At 39.7% G+C, this 22,612-nt stretch carries 15 protein-coding genes; 3 read left to right on the plus strand and 12 right to left on the minus strand.

Features of this window, described 5'->3' with window-relative positions; all coding sequences use genetic code 11:
- Positions 1-384: tyrosine-type recombinase/integrase (locus H5119_RS17470; protein WP_182703132.1), on the plus strand; the 384-nt coding region annotated here is incomplete at its 5' end.
- A 186-nt stretch (positions 385-570) separates the two neighbouring features.
- On the opposite strand, the gene H5119_RS17475 is transcribed toward H5119_RS17470, so the two are convergent.
- The 5 genes from H5119_RS17475 to H5119_RS17495 all read right to left on the minus strand — a co-directional run bounded on the left by H5119_RS17475 (position 571) and on the right by H5119_RS17495 (position 10,097).
- A complete protein-coding gene (locus H5119_RS17475; protein WP_182703133.1) occupies positions 571-2,826 on the minus strand; it encodes an acyl-CoA dehydrogenase in 2,256 nt (751 codons plus the stop codon).
- Positions 2,827-3,321: 495 nt separating this feature from the next.
- Positions 3,322-4,350: a zinc-binding dehydrogenase gene (locus H5119_RS17480; protein WP_182703134.1), complete on the minus strand. Its 1,029-nt coding sequence runs from the start codon at positions 4,348-4,350 to the stop codon at positions 3,322-3,324.
- Between the two features lie 10 nt (positions 4,351-4,360).
- The gene (locus H5119_RS17485; RefSeq protein ID WP_182703135.1) at positions 4,361-5,773 is read right to left on the minus strand and encodes a TolC family protein; all 1,413 of its coding nucleotides are present in this window, start codon (positions 5,771-5,773) and stop codon (positions 4,361-4,363) included.
- Entirely contained in the window at positions 5,766-8,918 is a 3,153-nt protein-coding gene (locus H5119_RS17490; protein ID WP_182703136.1) for an efflux RND transporter permease subunit, read from the minus strand. The genes H5119_RS17485 and H5119_RS17490 overlap by 8 nt, the downstream gene beginning before the upstream one ends.
- 9 nt (positions 8,919-8,927) lie before the next feature.
- Entirely contained in the window at positions 8,928-10,097 is a 1,170-nt protein-coding gene (locus H5119_RS17495) for an efflux RND transporter periplasmic adaptor subunit (protein ID WP_182703137.1), read from the minus strand.
- A 119-nt stretch (positions 10,098-10,216) separates the two neighbouring features.
- On the opposite strand from H5119_RS17495, the gene H5119_RS17500 reads away from it, so the two are divergent.
- Positions 10,217-11,155, plus strand: a complete 939-nt coding sequence (locus H5119_RS17500) for a LysR family transcriptional regulator (protein WP_182703138.1) — start codon at positions 10,217-10,219, stop codon at positions 11,153-11,155.
- Here the strand turns inward: H5119_RS17500 and H5119_RS17505 are convergent.
- Positions 11,152-12,189: a GGDEF domain-containing protein gene (locus H5119_RS17505; RefSeq protein WP_182703139.1), complete on the minus strand. Its 1,038-nt coding sequence runs from the start codon at positions 12,187-12,189 to the stop codon at positions 11,152-11,154. The two genes, H5119_RS17500 and H5119_RS17505, sit on opposite strands and share 4 nt — an antisense overlap.
- Before the next feature lie 164 nt (positions 12,190-12,353).
- Positions 12,354-13,217 carry a DUF6279 family lipoprotein gene (locus H5119_RS17510; protein WP_182703140.1) on the minus strand — a complete coding sequence of 288 codons (864 nt, stop codon included), beginning with the start codon at positions 13,215-13,217 and terminating at the stop codon, positions 12,354-12,356.
- A gap of 986 nt (positions 13,218-14,203) precedes the next feature.
- Here H5119_RS17510 and H5119_RS17515 point away from each other — a divergent pair.
- Complete coding sequence (locus H5119_RS17515) at positions 14,204-14,929, plus strand: tetratricopeptide repeat protein (protein WP_077538754.1); 726 nt, start codon at positions 14,204-14,206, stop codon at positions 14,927-14,929.
- Between the two features lie 112 nt (positions 14,930-15,041).
- On the opposite strand, the gene H5119_RS17520 is transcribed toward H5119_RS17515, so the two are convergent.
- From H5119_RS17520 to H5119_RS17540, 5 genes are all read right to left on the minus strand, one after another.
- Positions 15,042-16,460 carry a coniferyl aldehyde dehydrogenase gene (locus tag H5119_RS17520; protein ID WP_182703141.1) on the minus strand — a complete coding sequence of 473 codons (1,419 nt, stop codon included), beginning with the start codon at positions 16,458-16,460 and terminating at the stop codon, positions 15,042-15,044.
- Between the two features lie 175 nt (positions 16,461-16,635).
- Entirely contained in the window at positions 16,636-18,111 is a 1,476-nt protein-coding gene (locus H5119_RS17525) for an SLC13 family permease (protein ID WP_182703142.1), read from the minus strand.
- Positions 18,112-18,119: 8 nt separating this feature from the next.
- Complete coding sequence (locus tag H5119_RS17530; protein WP_182703143.1) at positions 18,120-19,076, minus strand: porin; 957 nt, start codon at positions 19,074-19,076, stop codon at positions 18,120-18,122.
- 176 nt (positions 19,077-19,252) lie between these two features.
- Positions 19,253-20,617 carry a sigma-54 dependent transcriptional regulator gene (locus tag H5119_RS17535; RefSeq protein WP_182703144.1) on the minus strand — a complete coding sequence of 455 codons (1,365 nt, stop codon included), beginning with the start codon at positions 20,615-20,617 and terminating at the stop codon, positions 19,253-19,255.
- On the minus strand, positions 20,610-22,340 hold the full coding sequence (locus H5119_RS17540; protein ID WP_182703145.1) for an ATP-binding protein: 1,731 nt from the start codon (positions 22,338-22,340) through the stop codon (positions 20,610-20,612). Before H5119_RS17540 ends, H5119_RS17535 begins: the two co-directional genes overlap by 8 nt.
- Positions 22,341-22,612 lie beyond the last annotated feature (272 nt).

Raw genomic sequence — 22,612 nt, forward strand, 5'->3', positions numbered from 1 at the left:
AATACGGAATATTCTGGCGTATGGATGCCATATGCCTTAACTAAAAAATATCCTTCAGCCGCAAAAACACTAGCATGGCAGTATTTATTTCCCTCTCATATATTAAGTTCAGATCCTCAAAGTGGTGAAATAAGACGACATCATTTTCATCACTCTTGTATTAGAAAAGAGGTTAAAAAAGCCGTCCAAAAATCAGGGTTAACAAAAATAATAACACCTCATACATTAAGACACTCTTTTGCTACTCATTTACTGCAAAATGGCGCCGATATAAGAACCATTCAAGCTCAGCTTGGCCATTCTGACGTTAAAACTACACAAATATATACCCATGTACTACAACAAGGTGCTAATGGTGTTATTAGCCCTTTTTCAAGATTATAAACGTCCCTCTCTAATGTTCTACTCATACATATTCGCTTTAAGACCAACACCGCTATCTATCTCTACTTTAAAAAACACATAAAAAAGCCCCGCTTAATATTACTCAAGCAGGACTCCACACTAATTTTGTATCAATAAAAGCGCCGATACTGCGGGCGCTTTGCATTATTGAATTAAATTTACAGCTTACTGATTAACTACGCTTTTAAGCGGATTAATCGGCTGTGCGTTGTCGTCTAGGATGTTCATATCGAAATCGAACTCATCTACACGAATCGCTTTTTCACGCTTGATGTTGTAATCAATTAACTGAACATGTTCAGCTTGCGTGATTACGTTTGCCGCTAGTGCGTTATCAAGCGTAATGTTAAAGCGTGCGCCTGCTTTAATCGTTTTAGCACGCAGTGCTTTTTTAACTTTCGATAATTCAACCAATGATGCCATTTTAGCTTTGTAAGCTTGCTCATTGATATGATGGCCATCGCCCTCAACTGGCTTAACTAAATGCGTGATTTGCGCTTTAAATGCGGTATCAAGCTGTGCTTGCTTAGCTAGTTCGCGAATTAAATCATCACTAATTTTTGGCATTTTAGTTGAGTAGTTCATTGTAATAAAACGAATAAACTTACGAGTGCCACTTGCAGGGAAGTTATCTAAAAACTTATGTAATGCTTCTTCTGCACTTTGCAGAGCAAAACGAGTCGCGTAATGGAAGTACGGCGCAGCTTGCTCACGGTCACTACTTGCTACTTTTTGCTCATAATATTTAATTGATGCCATAGCTGCGTACAAGAAGCTCATTACATCGCCTAAACGTGCCGATAGCATTTCTGCTTGTTTTAACTTACCGCCAAGTACTAATAACGAAAAGTCAGCGTACACTGCAAGCTTTGCAGATAGTTTATGAACTGCTTTTTCGTAGTCGCGTACTTCTGGCAATTCAGAGTTAGCACTTGCTGTAAATGGTAAAACACCAAGGCGGAAAGCACGTAAGCTGTTTGCTGTGCTGTAGCCAATTGTTTTACGTAAAATGCCGTTAAATTCTTTATCGGCGCCTTTGTCTTCGCTATGAATTGACTCAACCATAGATTGTAAATATGGGTGACAACGCATAACACCTTGACCAAAAATCATTAGGTTACGAGTAAGAATGTTCGCGCCTTCTACCGTAATGGCAATCGGTTGTGCAACATAACCACTTGCTAAGGTATTTTGTGGACCGTTTTGAATCGCTTTACCTGCTTGAATATCCATTGCTGAATCAAGTACGTCGCGACCAAGCTCTGTCATGTGGTATTTAGCGATTGCGGTTACTACTGATGGTTTTAAGCCCATGCCTAAGCCTTCAGTTGTAAGTACGCGCATTGCTTCTTGTAGGTATGTTTTACCTGCAATGTCAGCTAGTTTTTCTTGAATACCTTCAAATTGACCAATCGCTAAACCAAACTGTTCACGCACTGCTGCGTATTCAGACGCTGATTTAAATGCAACTTGTGCTGTACTCACACCTAGTGCAGGTAATGAAATACCACGGCCAGCACCTAAACAGCTAACCAGCATTTGCCAACCACGACCAATATTTTTCTGTCCACCAATAACAAAGTCCATTGGTACAAATACTTTGTTACCACGTGTAGTACCGTTGTAAAAACGGATACCCATTGGATCATGGCGATTACCAAGCTCTACACCTGGATGCTCTTTTGGAATAAGTGCACAAGTAATACCTAGGTTTTCTTTACCACCTAGTAAACCATTTGGATCAACTACTTTAAATGCTAAACCAAGTACGGTAGCAATAGGTGCAAGCGTAATGTAGCGCTTGTCCCATGTGATTTCTAAACCAAGCACTTCTTTGCCGTTATACATACCTTTAGTAACAGTACCCACATCTGGAATACCGCCTGCATCAGAACCCGCTTCTGGGCTTGTTAATGCAAAACATGGAATGTCTGTGCCATTTGCTAGACGTGGTAGGTAATGTTCTTGTTGTTCTTGCGTACCAAAATGAAGTAGTAACTCACCTGGGCCTAACGAGTTAGGTACCATTACAGTTACCGCTACCGCTGAGCTTTTAGTAGCAATTGTGCCTACAATAGTAGAGTTTGCATAAGGGCTAAACTCTAAACCACCAAACGATTTAGGAATGATAAGCGAGAAAAAACGCTCTTTTTTCAAAAATTCTAGAATGTCATTTGGTAAATGAATCCCATTTTGAATCACTGAATCGTCAATCATGCCCAATAACTCTTTTACTGGACCGTCTAAGAACGCTTGCTCGTCTGCGCTTAGTTTAGCTGCAGGTACGTCGCGTAATGCGCTGAAATCAGGTTTACCTTGGTAAATAGACCCTTCAAGCCATACATCACCTGCGTCTAGCGCTTCTTGTTCAGTGATAGAAATACTTGGCAATACTTTTTTTAATTTTGTACGTAAACTCATGATTGAACTCATCCGACCAGCTAAATAATAACTACATTACGTCATAAAAAATCGTTTAGATCAATTACTCTATTCAATTAATTAACAGTTTTTTTCAATTTATTTTCTTTACCTGAACGTAAACTGTTGAAACACAAAGGCTTACAGTTGTACGCTGAAAATAACTGTTTTTATTAAAATGACGAATAAAACAGCTAATAAACCTGAACTCTGGATAATAAATCTATCTCTAGCAGCTATTTTCAGTGCTAACTGCGTTGAATTCACTTGCAATAGGCCAGCTATTGACGCGTAAATTCGCCTTGTTCTCATTGAAAATCTCTGGCTAGAGAAAATAAATTTAAATATCACCATGATTCAATATGTTAGTAAATCTCTTAACCAGAGTTCAGGTTAATAAATAAAAATACGATTTTATAGAATGAAAAGAGCATAAAAAAGACATAAAAAAACGCAACATAGTAATGCTGCGTTTTTAAAAAATAGCCCTAGTATTTATGGCGCTACGTGTACAACCTGTTTGCCGGTAAAACCACCCGCCAATTGCTTATTAAGCGCATCAGACACCGCCTGTGCATTAAATTCAACGGCGGTCAGTGTCGGCGTTTTAATATCGCCATTACACGCACCTTCTAGCAGTAAGTTACCCATAAAGCTTAAACGCTGTTGCGCACACAAGCTATTAGCAAGCCATGCACCGCCCAGCGATACCACGCTAATGTTAGGCGCCCTACGATACATAAGCTCCTGATCAAAACAGGGTAATGGGTTTAAACATGCAATTTTGCCACAAAAACGCATTAGCTCAATATTTCGAGCTGTTGACTCTCCACCAATGGTGTCGATTACTGCGTCAAAACCTTGTGGACCAAGTTCTTTGCGAATTTTTTCACACAACTTTTTATCGTTGTAATCAAAAACCATGTCTGCACCAAGCTGTTTAACCAATTTATGGTTTCGCTTTGATGCGGTTGCAAATACATCTGCTCCGCGCTGCTTAGCATACTGAATAGCAAACTGCCCTACGGCCCCAGCTCCCCCTTCAATAAGTATGGTATCGCCTTCGCTAATACTCAGTTTATCTAAGCTAATAAGTGCAGCCATACCAGCACACGGTAAAATAGCAGCCACAGCTGGGTTTAATCCTGCAGGCAAAACCGACACCGCATAATTAGGCACTTTTGTGTATTCACTGAGCACACCTTGGTCGCCAACACTTGCGTGCCACATTACCCGCTCGCCTACATTGGGAAAAATACCTTTGCTGGCTTTTACCACCACACCTACAGCATCAAGCCCTAAAATATGAGGATATTGCCATTTACAAAAGCCCGATTTAGCAAACTGCCCATCAACGGGGTTTAAGCCAACGTACTCTACTTTTATAAGTAATTCGTTATCTGCACACTCTGGTACAGGTAACTCAACGTCAGCTAAATTGATTTGCTCATTAGGCTCTGGCAATACAATGGCACGCATAGTAAGCGGTACGGTGTATTCATGTAAAACATCAGTACTGGGCATCAATATAACTCTACTTCTTAGTGTTGCTTAAAGCATAACTCCATCGCCCGTTAAATGACTGATAGGCATTAACCTTAGCAAGTAGCGATGAAATTGTGGAATCGACAGCGTTTTCTTGCGCTATTAAAACATCCTGACGTGCATCTAACAACTCAAGATAAGGAATTTGCCCTTCTTCGTACATTGCTTGAGCTTGTAAGAATGCTTTATTTGCGAAGCTATAACGCTCATCAGCAAAGCGTTTTTGTTGTGCTTGATTGGTTAAAAGCTGCAGCGAAAGTTCACTTTCGTTCACGGCTTTAAGCACTACTTGTTGATAGTCGCTGTACGCCGCTTTACTTAAAAACTGTTGTGCATCGCGTTGTGCTAAAAGTGCAGGATAACTCAGTAGCGACCACTTAATTTGTGGTGTTACTTGCCATTGCTGTTGAGTATCGCTAAAGCCATTACTACCAAGACTCACAACGCCTGCAAAGCCACTTAAACTAATATCTGGTAAAAGTGCTTTGCTTGCTGCAACACTTAAACTATTCGCTTGGCTAAAGTCGTAAAGTGCTCGGCTAATATCAGGCCTTAGTGCAATTGCGTTATTTGGCTCATTAAAAGCTACCTCAAACTGATGCTCTAAAATAGCCCGTTCATTATTTAATTCAACGTGCTGCGTTAACCGTCCAGTAAGCACAGCAAGCGTAGATAAGTCGCGATACTTTGCATATTCAAAAGCAGGCACAAGTGCTTGTTGCTGCCTAAGCTGCGCCATTGTACGATTTAAATCAAGTTCGCTTGCAACACCTTCATCAACGCGAGCTTGTAGCACCTCAATACTTTGCTCAAGCGCCTCTATTTGCAGCGCTACAATATGCTGTTTTTCAACATTACCTTGATAGCTAACAAAGCCTTTAACAACCGCCGATACGACTTCAATTTGTAGTAAACGGACTTGCTCTGCTTGGCTCATGGCCGATGCATTTGCTGCATCAACCAACGCCGTAATACGCCCAAATAAATCAAGCTGCCAATCAAGTGCTAAATTAGCACTCGATTGGCGGCTGTTTACATCGCCTAAACCACTGCGTTTAGCACCAATTTCTACGCCACCTTGCGGCAGGTATTGTGCTTTTTGCTCACCTAATCGTGCTAACGCACTTTTAAGTGTTAACTGGCTTGTTTGTAAATCATGATTATTTGCAAGCGCTTGGGTGACTAACAAGTCTAATTGGCTTGATCCAAGCCCTTTCCACCAGCTCGTTTCGTCAGCACCATTAAGTTGCTCTGCAACCGCCGCCTTTGCAACAAACTCATTAATTGCGTTTTGCTCACTGAGCGTATCTATTTTGCTCGCACAGCCAGATAAAAACGCAGCCACTACTACAGCACTTATTGTTAAGCGTGTTTTTAGCGCTTTATGTACTAATTTAGTCATGTGGTAACTCCTGCGCTTTTTCTTTTTTATTGACAACAAACATATAAAATACTGGGGTAAACAATAAGCCAAAAATGGTTACACCAATCATGCCTGAGAACACCGCATTCCCCATTGCATGGCGCATTTCGGCTCCAGCTCCGGTTGCCAACACAAGCGGTATAACACCAGCTGTAAACGCAATTGAGGTCATTAATATTGGACGTAAACGCATACGACATGCCGCTAATATCGCATCCATATGAGATAAACCGGTATCGTTTTTATCTTTTGCAAATTCAACCATCAGAATCGCATTTTTAGATGCCAAGGCTACCAATACTATTAACGCTATTTGCGTAAATATATTGTTATCTGAGCCTACAAACCACACACCAAGTAACGCTGAAAATATGGTCATTGGTACGATTAAAATAATAGCTAATGGTAAACGCAAGCTTTCATACTGAGCAGCAAGCACCATAAATACAAGTAGCACTACCAATGGGAATACATACACCATAGTGTTACCCGCAAGTACTTGTTGGTAAGTCACTTCTGTCCACTCGTATTCAATGCCGCTTGGCAAGTTATCAGCAAGTATTGCTTCAATAGCCAGTTGTGCTTGATCAGAGCTGTAACCTGGCGCTGGGCTGCCGTTAAGCTCTGCACTTGGATACCCGTTGTAATGCATTACACGGTCAGGGCCAATTGTTGGTGTAACCGTTAATACTGAGCCTAATGGCACCATGTTACCCGCGCGGTTTCTTACTTTTAAATTAAGAATTTGATCTGGGTCTAAACGATAATCAGCATCTGCTTGCGCATTGACCTGATACGTACGACCAAACAAGTTAAAGTCATTCACATACACCGAGCCTAAATAAATTTGCAGTGCATTAAACACTTCATCTAGAGGGATACCTTGAATAAGCGCTTGCTCGCGATCAACATCTATATCCATTTGTGGCACTTGAATACGAAAACTTGAGTAAAGCCCCATTAACGCTGGATCTTGTTGTGCTTTACCTATAACCGTTTGCAGGCTATTGAATAACGCTTCGAATCCTTTGTTTGATCTGTCTTCAATTTGTAACTTAAAGCCACCCGTTGTGCCTAGGCCTTGAATTGGCGGCGGCGGGAATACCGCGACAAATGCTTCATCAATTGCGGCAAAACGTTGGTTTAACTGCGCAGCAATCGCCATCGCCGATTTACTTGGATCGGCACGGTCTTCGAATGCGTCTAAAGGCGTAAAAACAATACCGCTGTTAGGGCTATTGGTAAAACCATTTACCGACAAACCAGGAAAAGCAACCGTATTTGCAACGCCCGGAACATCTAAGGCTATTTGTTGCATTTGTCTTATTACATCTTCCGTGCGGTCAAGGCTAGCTGCATCAGGTAATTGTGCAATTGCTACTAAATATTGCTTATCTTGCTGTGGAATAAAGCCACCAGGTACGGTATCAAACAACTTAATAGTACCGCCAACGAGTGCGACATACGCCACCATTACAATCATGCTTAAGCGAATTAGCTTTTTAACTAGTTTTTCATACCCTTTTGCACCACGGTCAAATACGCGGTTGAATGGTTGAAACAACCAACGACCAAATAATTTATTTAATAAACGTGTAAATGCATCTGGCTTTGCATCGTGCGATTTTAACAATAACGCGGCTAATGCAGGCGAAAGCGTCAAAGAATTAAAAGCAGAAATGACGGTTGAAATGGTAATTGTTAACGCAAATTGCTTGTAAAATTGACCCGATAAACCGGTAATAAATGCGGTTGGAATAAACACCGCGCAAAGCACAAGTGCAATCGCAATAATAGGCCCCGTTACTTCACTCATTGCAACACGTGTTGCTTCAAGAGGCGACAAGCCTTGCTCTATATTACGTTCAACATTTTCAACAACAACAATCGCATCATCGACAACAATACCTATAGCCAGTACTAAGCCAAATAACGATAAAGTATTAATCGATACACCCAACCACTGCATCACTGCAAACGTACCAATGAGTGAAATAGGCACCGCAATAAGTGGAATTATAGACGCACGCCATGTTTGTAGAAATACAATAACGACAATAACAACCAGTACAATGGCTTCAATCAACGTTGTAATTACAGCGTCAATAGAGCCGCGTACAAATACGGTTGGATCGTAAACAATGTCGTATTTAACCCCTTCAGGGAAGTCTTTTGATAAACGTGCCATGGTTTCGCGCACTTGATCAGACAGCTCAATCGCATTAGAACCTGGGCGTTGAAATATAGGCATGGCCAATGCCGGCTGAGTGTCTAGCTCTGCGCGAAGTGAGTAAGTATCTTGCCCTAATTCAACGCGTGCAATATCAGATAAACGTGTTAATTGCCCCTCATCACCCACTTTAATAATAACGTGTTCAAACTCTTCAATGCTGTTTAAACGCCCTTTTACATTTAACAGTATTTGAAATTGACTGTCGTTTGATATCGGCTGAGCGCCTAAGCTACCTGCCGCAACTTGTTGGTTTTGCGAACGAAGTGCAGTAACAACGTCGGTTGCTGTTAATTCACGTGCCGCGAGTGCATCAGGGTTTAACCATACACGCATTGAGTATTTACCAGCACCAAATAGGCGAATATCGCCTACACCAGGTAGTCGTGCAATTTCATCTTTAATATACAAGTCGGCATAATTAGATAAATACGCGGTATCATGTGTTTTTTCTGGCGAATATAAATGCACCACCATGGTTAAATCGGGCGATGATTTTTCGGCAACAACACCTAAGCGCTGCACCTCTTGCGGCAAACGCGGTAATGCGCTATTTACACGGTTTTGTACTTGTACTTGAGCACGGTCTAAATCTGTGCCTAGTGCAAACGTCACCGTAAGGGTCATGCGTCCATCACTGGTTGCTTGTGAAAACATATACAACATGTTTTCAGTGCCGTTAATTTCTTGTTCAAGTGGTGTTGCGACCGTTTGCGCAATAACGGTTGGGTTAGCGCCTGGGTAACTCGCTGTGACAACCACTGTTGGTGGCACCACTTCAGGGTATTCACTTACCGGAAGCTGAAATAAAGAAATACCACCGGCAATTAAAATAACTAAAGACAACATAGCCGCAAATATCGGCCGTTGAATAAAAAAGTGTGAAAATTTCATCAATAAACCTTATTGCTTAGCCACTAAACGTGATTCGTCATTAGAAAGAGTGAATGCAACATCACTGCTGTCTATTGTTACTGTATTTGGCTTAATTGGCATGCCAGGGCCTACACGAGCAGGACCATTTACGGCAATGACATCACCCTGTGAAAGACCTGATGTTACTGCGCGAAGCGAACCATAACGCTCACCCACAGTGACTAATTTGTACTTAAGCACGTTATTTTCGCCAACGGTTAATACAAAGCGATTTTTTAAATCGGTGCCAATGGCTCTATCTGGCACAATAACTTGCTCAGAGATTGAGTTAGCGGCCAATTTAATGCGTGCAAATGAACCCGAGCGAAGCTGGTTGTTATCTTCATCAAACACAGCGCGCACACGCAAAGTGCCTGTAGAGGCATTGATTTGGTTATCAATAAAATTGATGTGCCCTTTGTATGCAAAATCGTTTTGCCCTACTTTTTGCATAACAACAGGTTGACGGCTAGCAGCTGTTACATTACTAAAAGCACTATTCCAAGTGCGCTCATCAATATCAAAGTACGCATACATTTGCTCGTTTGAGACAATACTTGTTAATACGCTTTGGCCCGCAATAATATTGTTGCCTTTAGTAATATTTGCGCGCGAAATAACCCCATCAATTGGCGATACAATTGACGTAAACTCTAAATCAAGTTCAGCTGCTGTAAGCTGTGCTTGCAAAGCAGCAAGCTGCGCTTCACGTTGGCGCAAAACAGAGGTTCGAGATTCAGCCTGCTCAGTAGAGATTGCTTTACGCTGCGTTAAACGCACTGCTCGTTTAGCTTCACTTTTTGCTTGTTCTAACGCAGCTTGTGCACTGTTAATTTGCGCATCAAGGCTTGCAACAACCGCTGCAAATGGACGGTCGTCTAACTTAAATAATAAGTCACCTTTTTTAACATTGTCGCCTTCATTAAATGCAATACGCTCAATGACACCTGATACGCGTGGCATTAACGCGACTTCTTGAGGAGACTCTAAGCGCGTTGTATAGGTGTGCCAGCTTTGTACTGGTTTAACTAATACCGCTGCAACATCGATTGGTTGAAGATGCTGTGCTTGAGTCGAAGGTGCTGTGCTTTCATCGGCACAACCTGCAAGTGTTAGTAATGCGCCAGCGAGTGCAGCAGCAATTAAATGTTTTTTCATGAAGACGCTCCTTTTTTAATTAGCTTTGCATAGTACGGATTAAACCTGCGGACAAAAACCATAGATTTTTAAATTCATTAATGCCAAAATGGCATCAATAACGTAGCAAAGGTGTAATTATGGATACAACCAGTCGGCTTTTAATGCTGCTTGAAGTAGTTGAACAAGGCTCTTTTGCCAAGGCAGCTGAAATTCGTAACATTGACCGCTCTGTTATCTCTAAACAAATCAGTCGATTAGAAGATGAGCTCGGTGTTAGGTTATTAAACAGAACAACTCGTTCTTTTTCGTTAACCGCTGCTGGCGCAGAAATGATAAAAAAGGCAGCTGAACTTAGAGAATTACTTGGCGATACAATTCGTATGGCTGAGAATTACCATTTAGAACCCCGAGGCGTATTAAAAATAACCTCATCTACGTTAATAGGTCGGCGCTATTTACAGCCCGTACTTAATGACTTTCAAAAACGTTTTCCACAAGTTGAAGTAGAGCTACGTTTGGACGATCGTTTAGTTGATATTGTCTCTGAGGGGTTCGATTTAGCATTTAGAGTGGGAGAGCCAAAAGATTCATCTCTAATTGCACGTAAAATTGCGCGTAATCGTTTACTCATTGTTGCCGCTCCCGAGTTTATCAGCACTTATGGCATGCCATCCAGTATGGAAGAATTGGCCGAATTACCCGCCGCAAGTTATGCCAGTAATACGATGAGGGTTGAAACAGTTGATTATTACAACAGCTCGGGTGAACCATGTGAGCAAAAAATAAAAAGTGTATATCGCGCTAACGATGCCGAAGCACTGCTCATGAAAGCCATATCTGGCACAGCGTATTTTGTAGCGCCGGCATTTATAATCGGTGACGAAATTACCGACGGTAAATTAATACCTTTACTTACTGATGTAAAACTCATGGATTACAGCGCAATGTATGCTGTTTATCCGCACAGAGATTTACCAGTAAGAACACGTTTATTTTTTGATGCTGTGCGCGAATACTTAGGAAAAGACAAGCCTATTTGGGAAAATAGAATTCCTAATTTTGAGCAAATGTATTAAACAGGTTCTAATTCAATTTTTTGATGTGTGCTTGACTTAGCATATACTTTATTACGTCCAAAGCGTTTTGCTTTATAAAGTTGTTTATCGGCTTCTTTAGCAAACTCTTCGAGTGATTGATCCTGTTGATAAGAAGCAACCCCTACACTAATAGTGATATTTACTTTTTCACCTTCTATATCAATCACTGTATTCTCTATGACAGATCTTAATTTTTCAGCAGAATTTAACGCATCATCGGCATTGTTAAATGAGCTAATAAGTGCAAATTCTTCCCCACCCACTCTAAATACATACCCTTTGGCTAACGTAATTCTTAATAACGTTGCAACTTCAATAAGCACTTTGTCACCTACGTCGTGACCATATTTGTCGTTTACCTGCTTGAAGTAATCTAAATCTAATAAAAATAAGTACAGCTGAGATTTATCTGTTAATTCAACCTCAAAATAATGGTTCATAGAAAGTCGATTACCAGCACCCGTTAATGGGTCTAACAAGGCTAAACTTTTCAAGCGTTTAGAGGATAGTGCCCTGCTACCTTCAAAAGCATGAGAAACAGCCCAAATACTTACGTAAACAAACAGTAAATTAAGACCAAAATTTAACGGTAAAAAAGGAAATAACGAGGCTTTATTTACTAAGATAAATACCTGTAAAAAAAGTAATGTTGCAGAAAAAATGATCCCAAAGCGCTTACCTAGCAACAGGTAATACAAAACGGGCAATGCGAATGACCAAATAAACAAACCATTTTTTATTAAAGCTAAATAGTTACCTAACACAATGACTAACGTAACTAATGCACACATAATAAGCGATTGGCGTAGTTGCAACGCATGTTTGTTTAAACGAACAAATGTGTGTACACAGTAAGCACACAGTCCCAACTCTAAATAGCCCAGTACCGCAAAATTATTAATGAGTAAATTAAACCCAGCAAAAATTAGCGATACACAACCAAAACATAAGCACATCCATCTTAAGACGTTCCTTCTTAATGCCTTAGTACTATTAAGAGCAGTAATATCCATTCAAACAACTTAATAAAAAAATAAAAATTCAGTTTAACGTGAAAAATTGAGATGACAAGCAGTGTACCTATAACAACGGTGCCTCATACGTCAAAAACACGATAGTGGCCATCTTTACTAATAATAAAACCTATCATAAATTTTTGTTGCTGGATTTGAAACGCTTAATCATTTCTAAGTTCATTAATTGTCTGCATTAAATCGTCAAAATGTTCATTAGCGCTTTTTCGTTGTTGCTTAGAAAGTGTGTTATTTAAGTCAATAAGTAAATTTATATAGAGTACTAAATTATTTTCATTCTTAGCTTTTAACTCATCACCAATAAATGCATCGCGATCGGTAATGATTATCTCAAGCTGTGTAGCAAATTGCTGTTCATCAAGTTGTAAGTTGGAAAACGTTTGCTCAAGTGCACGTAAGCGATCCCGTTTATAATCTTGCCATAGTAAAAATGTATTAATATGTTGCTCGTTAGCGGCTTTTATTAATCGCACTTGCTCAGGAGTGAGTTTGTTTAGCCATTGTTTAAAGTAATCAAACTGTTTGTCTAAACGCATGTCTTTATGTTCTTGCAAGCTGAGTTCATTGTGCTCTTTTAACTCATCATTTATATCGGCGGTTATATTATCAATAAGTTCTTTACGCTGTTTTGATGTAAGCGTTTTAGCTAACGTGATCAGAGGTTGGCTTGCATAATCAAGCAGATTTCCCCAATGACCTTTAGCAAGCGTGATTTGTTTAGTCAGCTCCTCTTTATTTAACTGTGAATTAAACATCGCTTGTAAATTTGTTAGATCTTGTTTGTATTTGAGCAGTTCAGTTTGTCTGTGCCAATTTCGCGTATTTTCAATAATTTGTTTGAGCTGTTTGGCCTGACTTTTATTTAAATCAATGTAGTCGTCTACCCAAAAAGACGAAAGCCAAGGCAAGTTATTGTAAGCAAAAGAAGTTGAGCAAGCGCTAAGTAGCAACATACTCAGCACTGTAATAATCTTCGCTATTTTTTTTATTATAATTTTACTAAACATTGTAACGCCACCTCACTACTTTAATAATATATAAACACACAACCTTTTTGATAATAGTTATCATTTAGTATTGACATGCACATTAATCTAATTAATAATCGTTCGCATAAACACAGTGTAACGACCTCAGTGCCAAGGGCGTGTAGACCTTTCGTGATTGATTTTGCAGCAGACTGTTTGGTTTTTAGGCAAGGCAGAGCCTATGTAGTGTGGTTATTCCCCATAAATAGGTGATAACGCAGCATAAATGCCAAACATGCGCTGCCCTTTGAGCTCGATCTAGGGACGATTAACTCTTTGTTGCTCGGTTTTTACTTAGCCCGCTAGGTTACAAACCTCGCGCCGCGATTAAATCGTCTCTAGATTGAACAAATTTCAATCCACAAAGGTCAACACGCCCTAGGGAAGAAATTACAGCAAGGATGCTGATATTTAATTAAGAAGACTGTGCCGCTTCGTATCTATTACTTACTCGACCCAAGTAGTAAATACCTAAGATCACAATTACTTGCTACATTGCTCATATTAGTGACGGTTGATATGACTCAAAAAAGCCCTAACGGGCTTTTTTTATTTCTTTAAATTTTCTGTGATATCTGTATCTTACACTTCTTCAGTGCAAAAAAACTTATTTTGACCTATAAAATATTATACATGTAGACGAAAAGTGCATTGTCTTGCCTTTACATTTAAGCCGGTGTAAACAGGACAATAGGCATTGTTTTTTGCAACCACATGTAAACGTTTTAATCACTCATTTATACTGACCGACTTAAAGATAGGATCTACTTAACGATAAGATTATGGCACTATCAACAAGGCAAAAATTTTACGATATTATTGGGTGCTTTAATTCGTCAGATTGTTCAAATACTTATGCCAATTGATATTAGTGCACCATGATAATGAATTTACGTTTAGTTATGCCGATGGCATTAAATTGGTATCGATACATATTGCAACTATCACTAATTGGAGACATTACTATGTCACAGTTTAATTTAAAACCATTAATACTTGCTGGCGTTTTATTTGCAAGCCCTTTTGCCCATGCAACATTAGAAGAGGGCATTATAGCCGCTAACGAAGGTCGATTTGAATACGCATTAAAAGAGTTTGAATACCTAGCCGACAAAGGTTTTGCACCTGGCATATACGAACTTGGGAAATTATATGAAGGTGGCTTTGGCGTAGTACGCGACTACCATAAAGCCGCGCAGCTTTATCAACAGGGTGTTAAAAAGAATCATGTCGATTCTATGTTCGCATTAGCTGTACTTTACGATGAAGGTAAAGGTGTTAAGCTCGATAAGCAAATGGCTTTGAGCCTATTTGAAAAAGCAGCAAATAAAAACTTACCCGCAGCACAATTTAACCTAGGTGTTATGTACGCAAACGGGGATGGCGTTAGTCACGATTTTGAACTTGCAAAGAAATGGTACGAAAAAGCGGCCGCAAATAACTATTCCCTCGCGCAATTCAACTTAGCACTCATGTATTTTGAAGGCTTAGGTATGCCTAAAGATCTCGAAAAGTCATACATTTGGAACACTATTGCTGAGTACAACGGTAATATGCAAGCAAGCCATAGCCGCAAACTCGATGAGCGTAAAATGCTCCCTAAAGAAGTTGAAGAAGCGAAAGAAAAAGCAGACGCTATATATGCAAGAATTTTAGCGGGTACTTATGCAGGCGAAGGCCGCTTATTTTAACCGACTTTAAAATAATAAAAGCTGAACTGAGCGATTTAGTAGCCGCTAATCGTTCAGCTTTTTTATTTTCTAGATTTTACCAATTCGCAATAATGCTTAACCTGCACTCTGGTTATTTAATATATAACCACTTAAGCAATTTGATCAGTAACTTACTTTGCTTAAGTAACATGCCAACCCGTGGATTAAAAGAACCAGAAACTAATGTGTTTTTAGCATGGCTAAAGGTTAAAAAACCTTCTTTACCGTGGTAATGCCCCATACCTGAGTGCCCAACACCGCCAAACGGTACATCATCTGCCGTAACTTGCACTAGCGTATCATTGACAGCAACTGTCCCGCTGAGTGTTTGCTTAATAATATAGTCTTGAGCGCGTTTATCTTGCCCTAAAATATAAAGTGCTAATGGATGGTGATGTTGTTTAATGTAATCAATTGCCTCACTGAGTTTGTTATAACTCATTATTGGCAATATAGGACCAAATAACTCATCTTGCATTAGCTGCATTTCGTCTGTGACTTGAGTAACTATATGTAGCCCCATACGATGCTTTTCTGCATCTTGCTGATTTTGCTCAAGCGGTTTTACAATAGTTGCACCGAGTTCTTGTGCTTGCGCTAAATAGCCCGCTAAACGTTTGTAATGTGCATCGCTAATAATCGATGTTAAGTTTTTACCTTCAACACCGTCTTTAAAATGCTTTTTATAAAGCTCGCATAATTGCTGAATAAGCTGATGCTCAAGCTCTTTAGGGACAAATACATAATCGGGCGCAACACAAATTTGCCCTGCATTAGCCATTTTTCCAAATAACAATGCCTGTGCTGCTTTTTGAATATCAGCGTGCTCGGTAATGATCACTGGAGACTTACCACCAAGCTCAAGCGTAACAGGCGTTAAATTACGACTTGCTGAGGCCATTACTAATTTACCAACCGTTGTCGAGCCAGTGAATAGTAAATGAGCAAACGGGAGTGATGAAAATTCGCTTGCTACATCGCTCCCCCCTTGAATTACTTTACAATGCTCTTGCATTTCATCACTAAATAGTTTTTCAAGAACAACATTTGTATGCGGGGTAAACTCACTTAGCTTTAACATCACCCTATTACCTGCGGCAATAGCGGTAATAACAGGTACTATGGCCAATTGTATAGGGTAGTTCCACGGCGCTATAACTCCAACGACCCCTTTAGGTTGATAAGTTACACTCACTTTAGAGGGCCATAAACTTAAACCCACGGCACGATTACTTGGCTTTGACCATTTTGGTAACTTTTTTATTATATGAGCAAGACCTTGCACTGTTGGCAAAATATCACCAAGCAACGTATCAAATGCAGTTCTATAACCAAAGTCTTTTGAAACCGCATCAACGAGCTCTTCTTCAAGCTCGACAACGCGTGCACGTAGCTTTTTTAAAATCGTAATGCGTTTATTTATAGATAAATAGGGTGTCTCTAAAAAAGCATTTTGTAAGCCATTAAACTGGGCTAATAAAGAAATCGTTTGTGGTGTATCTGTTGTCAAAATAGATTGCTCGATTTTTAAAGTTATTAGCGACTATAACCTTGTTCTGTTTTTCGAGCAATAACACTAATTTTATTTAAAGCACTCCTTTAAGAGTAAAAATATAGACACAGAGTAGTTTTGTTTTTAAACAATCAATATACAAAACTACCCTGCTATACGTGACTTGAAACGATTAGAATTTAAATACGTGAGCTGCAATCGTCATAGTGACCAGTGTTATTAAAACAATGGCGACAATATTGAGTACAAAGCCCGCCCTTATCATATCGCGCATTTGTATTTGCCCTGAGCCAAATACGATTGCGTTTGGAGGGGTTGCAACGGGCATCATAAACGCACAACTACAAGCAATAGCAGCAGGAATAACCCATACAAGAGGTGAACCCGTTATTGATTCTGCAACGGGTCCTAATAACGGTAAGAACCCTGCAGCAGTAGCTGTATTGCTGGTGATCTCAGTTAAAAATGTAATTAATGCCACCACAACAAGCACACCCATAACAAGTGGAATAGCGCTGGCGCCTTCAATTAGGTGAGCAATAAATTCAGCAAGCCCTGATGATTTAATTTGAGATGCAAGTGTAAGCCCTCCCCCAAATAACAATAAAACGCCCCACGGTACTTTAGCTGCACTTTCCCAATCAAGAATACGCTCGTCACTGCCCTTGTTTGCGGGTAAAACAAACAATAATAATGCTGCAGCAATCGCAATACCGGTATCAGAAATATTCAGCCCTGTGATCTCGCCAAGTACAGGTCTAAATATCCAACACAGTGCTGCTAATACAAACACAAATAACACGCCTTTTTCGGCACGCTGTAGTACTCCTAAGTTTTTTAACTGCGTTAAAAATACACTTTTTGTATCAATTGGTTGATCGGCTTTCATGTTAGCATCAACTTTATATGCAAATTTAGTAAGCCAAACCCAGCTAATAATCAACATACTTAAAGCAAGAGGAACCCCTACAATCATCCACTGCGCAAAGCCAATTTCAATTTGGTAGCTATCAGATAAATAGGCAGCCATTAACGCATTAGGGGGTGTACCTATTAATGTGGCAATGCCACCAATACTAGCCCCATATGCGATTGATAATAACAATGCTTTACCAAATCCTTCATTGCTAGGATCTGATTGCTTAACTAAATTAGTTATTGAAAGCGCAATTGGTAGCATCATTACCGCCGTTGCAGTATTGGACATCCACATAGATAAAAATGCGGTTACTAGCATCATCGCTAAAATTTGCAAACTAGGCTTTGTACCTGCATAAAGCATAGTGCTCAGGGCTATCCGTTTATGTAACCCCCACCGTTCCATTGCAATAGAGATTAAAAACCCGCCTAAAAATAAAAAGATCAAAGGGTGTGCATAAGGTGCAGCAACCGTTTTTATGGCTGCAATATCAGCTAAAGGTGAAATAACTAATGGCAGCAAAGCTGTAGCAGGTATAGGCACAACTTCACTTACCCACCATGAGGCCATCCAAAATGCCAACCCTGCCGTATTAAATGCTGCAACCGACATTCCCTCCGGTGGGGTCACTAGGCAAGTAAGCAACATAATACTTGGGCCCATCAATAACCAAAACCATTGCATGCTTTGCTTTTTAGGAGAATTATTTTTTAAAATTTGTTGAGTCATTATTTTTCCTAAAACTTATATTTAAGGCCAAGTGCAACACTACTGTCTGTATTTTCGTCCAAGTCTAAATCGGTATACAGTAGATAAGCGGTAGTTTGTTTATCAAATACATAGTCGAGACCAGTAGTCCATTGAGTTGCATCAGTCTGTTGGCGAAGCGCTGAATCATCCTTCGCAAACTGAATTTTTGGCACCCACTTATCAAGTGTATAGCTGGCACTTAACACATAACCATTGCCCGATTTAGTACCATCTACCGATTCAGAATGCTGGTATAGTACACCTAGCTGTAATTGTTCAAATTTATAAACACCAGCAATTCTGCTTGCGGTAATATTATTCAAAGAATCAACCCGACTTAAAGAGACATAGTAAGGCGTATTTTTTAAATTACGGTCGCCATAAATAAACGTGGCAGCATAACCTGCTTTGTCGTCTTTATTATCGTCTTTCGGGGCATAAGTAAAAGAAAACTGCGTATTATGCCAAGAGTTTGAGGTATAGCTAATAGTATCGCCAAGTCGGTCCTGCCCTGCAATAACTTGTGCTATATCTGCTTGCGTTTCGTTAAAGTTATCAAGCTTTCCTTCTGAGTACTTAAATCGAGTATCGTTTCTGCCTACAACGACCTCACCAAACGCACCTTTTAAACCTAAGTAAGTATTACGTGCAGTGAATGGCTCTTGCGTATCATCTTCTTCAAAGCCCTTAACTTGTACTTCATATTTAAAAACCGCAGTGAAATATTCATTTAATTTATGTGCGCCTTTAATGCCTATACGTGAGTATGGCGCCTCAATTTGAGTAGCTTCTTTGGCATAACGCATTATGCCCGTGTCTGTACTGGCAATTTGCACTTCGGCTTTGCCGTAAACCGTGTAATTTGCAGCAAAAGCGGTGTGGGAAAATGTGGCTAAACAGCCAATTGATAGTAGTAAAATACGAGTGTGTGTAGTTTTTGTCATTGTGCGCCCTGATTATTAGAATCTACTTGTTGTAGTGCTAATAAGGCAACTTTACTGCCAAGTATATAAAAACTCATCATTTCAATAACTTGATAATATAAACTATTAAGTTTTAATAAAAACGTGCGGATCAGCACACATTAAAAAAGTGAGTGGTGTCACCAAATCCACCCATTTTAATCGGTAAACATATCCCTATTGAGGTTGTATTTACTCATTTTATCGTAAAGTGTTTTTCGTGCTATTTGTAGTGTTTCCATCGTGTTTTTAATACTGCCATGATTTTGCTCAAGCGCGTACTCAATGAGTGACTGCTCATAAAAAGACACTTTTTCGGATAAACTCAAATCGGCAGATAAACCACCAAATTGCTGCGTTTTGACTTCTGCAAAGGCAAGCTCAGCACCGAGCAATACGGCTCGCTCTGCTTGATTTCTGAGCTCTCTGACATTGCCAGGCCAATCATACGCAACTAAACGCTGTTGTATCTCAGAACTAATTGCTGCAGGCGGCTTATGATAGCGAGTAGCCGCAATAGAACTAAAGTGCTTAAACAAAAGTAATATGTCGGCTTTTCGAGAGCGTAATGGCGGAATAGTAACGTTGACCAAACTCAGTCTGTAATATAAATCAGCCCTAAACTGACCGTTTTCAACTAGCGAAAGTAAGTTTACTTTACTCGCTGCCACAATCCTTATATCTAAATCAATTGCTTTATTGTCGCCTACGGGGGTCACTTTTCGCTCTTCTAATACGCGCAGTAACTTAACTTGCAGTGACATTGGGGTGCTTTCTATTTCATCTAAAAAAACTGTACCACCTTGAGCATATTCAAACTTGCCTTTTCGGCTCTGCGTCGCGCCCGTGTATGCACCACTTGCTGCACCAAACAATTCGCTTTCTATTAATTGCTCTGGTACAGCACCACAATTAATAGCAACAAAGTTACAACTAGAGCGATTACTTTGGTCGTGCAGGTAACGCGCTACAAGCTCTTTGCCTGTCCCTGTCTCACCTTCAATCATGACATCTGTTGGTGTATCTATAATCGTGTTTAGCAAGTGCATCATATCTTGCATTTTAGGCGTATCACCCAATATACGCACACCTGGTGCTGACGTTTTTTGTACGGCCACTTTTAATGCGCGGTTTTCCATAACTAAGCTGCGTTTGTCGCATGCCCTTGCAATACAATCTAGCAGATGTTCATTAACCGGTTTTTCAAATAAATCATACGCGCCTAATTGCATTGCTTTAACAGCAATGGATACGTCAGCGTAACCTGTTAAAAAAATAACAGGAAGCTCACTATCAAAAGCGGTTATTTGCTCCAAAAGTGTTAGGCCGTCCATAGTCGGCATATTTATATCGCTCAAAACGATCCCAGTAAAACGTCGGTTAAGTTTACTAAGGGCCGTGCTTGCGCTATTAAAGCATTCAACGATATACCCTTCGAGGGTTAGCAATTGCCTTAAAGAGTCTCTGATCATTGCTTCATCATCAATGACTATAATGTTATTACACGATGAGCGATTAATCATGTTTACCTTCCTGCTTATTTGACAGACTGATTATAAATTCAGCTCCGCCTTCTATCCGATTGTGCGCGCTCAAGCAGCCATTGAATGAATCAATTATCTGCTTTGATATAGATAAACCAAGCCCTAAACCATTACTCGACTTAGTACTATAAAAAGGCTCAAACAGGTTCCCGAATGCATGTTGCTCTATGCCTGCTCCCGAATCTAAAATGGATAACTTTACCCGCTCTTCAAAACACTCCAACTGAAAGCTTAAATTACGAACAGCAGCGTTACTCATCGCTTGGCTGGCATTCGTAATTAAATTGACCAGCACTTGCTCAAATTTAAGTGCATCTACCCAAACAATAATATTTTCATTAAAACTTGGAGGATCAACGTGTATGTTGTCTTGCTTTAATTGTGCACTTGATATCATTAATGCATTATTTAATAAGCCAGCTAAAGGATAAGGCCTTAATTGCATATCTGATGGTTTACTAAAATGCTTAAGCTGGCCCACTATTTTGTGCACACGTTCAACGAGTCCTGCAATAACAGTTAAACTCTCATCTAGAGCCGAAATATTGCCTTTGGCCAATAAACGTTTAGCACTAGCAAGGTAGGTATTTATTGCACTAAGCGGCTGATTAATTTCATGATTAATACCCGCACTAAGTTGCCCTATGGTGGCAAGCTTAGCCGATTGAACCAAGGCACTTTGCACTTTTTCAAGAGCTTGAGTTCGCTCTATCACTTCAAGCTCTAAACTGTGCCGTGAATACAATAATTTTTTATACCCAGCAAAACGTGTTAATAAGCTATAGCCAATAATAATGAGTAAGCTATAGATAAAAAACGCCCAAAATAAGCGAGGCACTTGTGCGGCATTAATTTTCGATATATCGACAAGTACGTGCATAGTGGCATTGAAATAACGCAGAGGCATGGCGGCTGTAACATACAATGATTTGTCTATTTTAAAGTGTGTAATGCCTTCATTACTAAATTGAAATTGCTTGATGTATTTAGGTTGATGATCCAGATAAGCTCGACGAGATTTAATATCACGCCGTGCTGTAATATCTAGCTGAGTAAAACTATTCAAGCGCCATTGTTCAACATCTGACATTGCAATAATTTCGTCTGCTAACTGTAAATAAAAATGACTACCTTGTGATGTATTTAAAAGCTTTCTGTCATTTTCGAACTTATTTACATTCACTTTTAGTACAACAACACCAATTGCTTGGCTCTGTTTATAAACAGCTTGAGAAAAATAAATACCACGTTCCTCAGAACGCATACCTAATGCAAAATAAGCAACAGTTTCACCTGCAAATGCGCGCTTAAAGTAAGGCCTAAAAGCAAAATTGCTACCTAAAAAAGAATAATCAGTCTGCCAATTGCTACTTGCCGTTACAGCACCTTGCGGATCCAGAACAAACACATCTGATGCCCCACTGGCTTGTTGAATATCAGCAAGGTAGTTATTTATAGCGCTGTAGTGCTGTTGTTCACCGTTGAGAAAATTAACCAACGACTCGTTATGCGTAAGCAACTGAGGAATGGCAGAAAAGCGGGCAAGTTCCGTATCAATATAATTGTTTAATTGAGTTACTTGACGCTTGGCCTGAAGCGCTGCTTGCTCAACATCATGAGCACGGCCAAGCCAAAACGTAACGACTAATATAAGTATGAGTAATATACATATACTTATAATTTTTTTAGAAAAGGAGTACATTAACAGCTCGCAAAAAAATAACCGAGAGAATTTTAAGACGCTAGTGTAACGGCTAAAATCTTGCAGCGATATAAACTTTTTGTTAACAAGTGTATTGTTCGTATTTAAAAACAAAAATCGCCGTAAACAAGGTGTCTACAGCGATATGTTATACCAATCTGCTTATATATGGGGTCTATTTAACGTTAAGAAAATTACGCTAGAACTAGGCAAAAATTTTTGTATCTAGTTGTTCTAAATAAAAAATTTTTAACGACGTTATAGTGCAATTT

The organism is Pseudoalteromonas sp. SG45-5 (assembly GCF_014164085.1).
Classification (GTDB): domain Bacteria; phylum Pseudomonadota; class Gammaproteobacteria; order Enterobacterales; family Alteromonadaceae; genus Pseudoalteromonas; species Pseudoalteromonas aliena.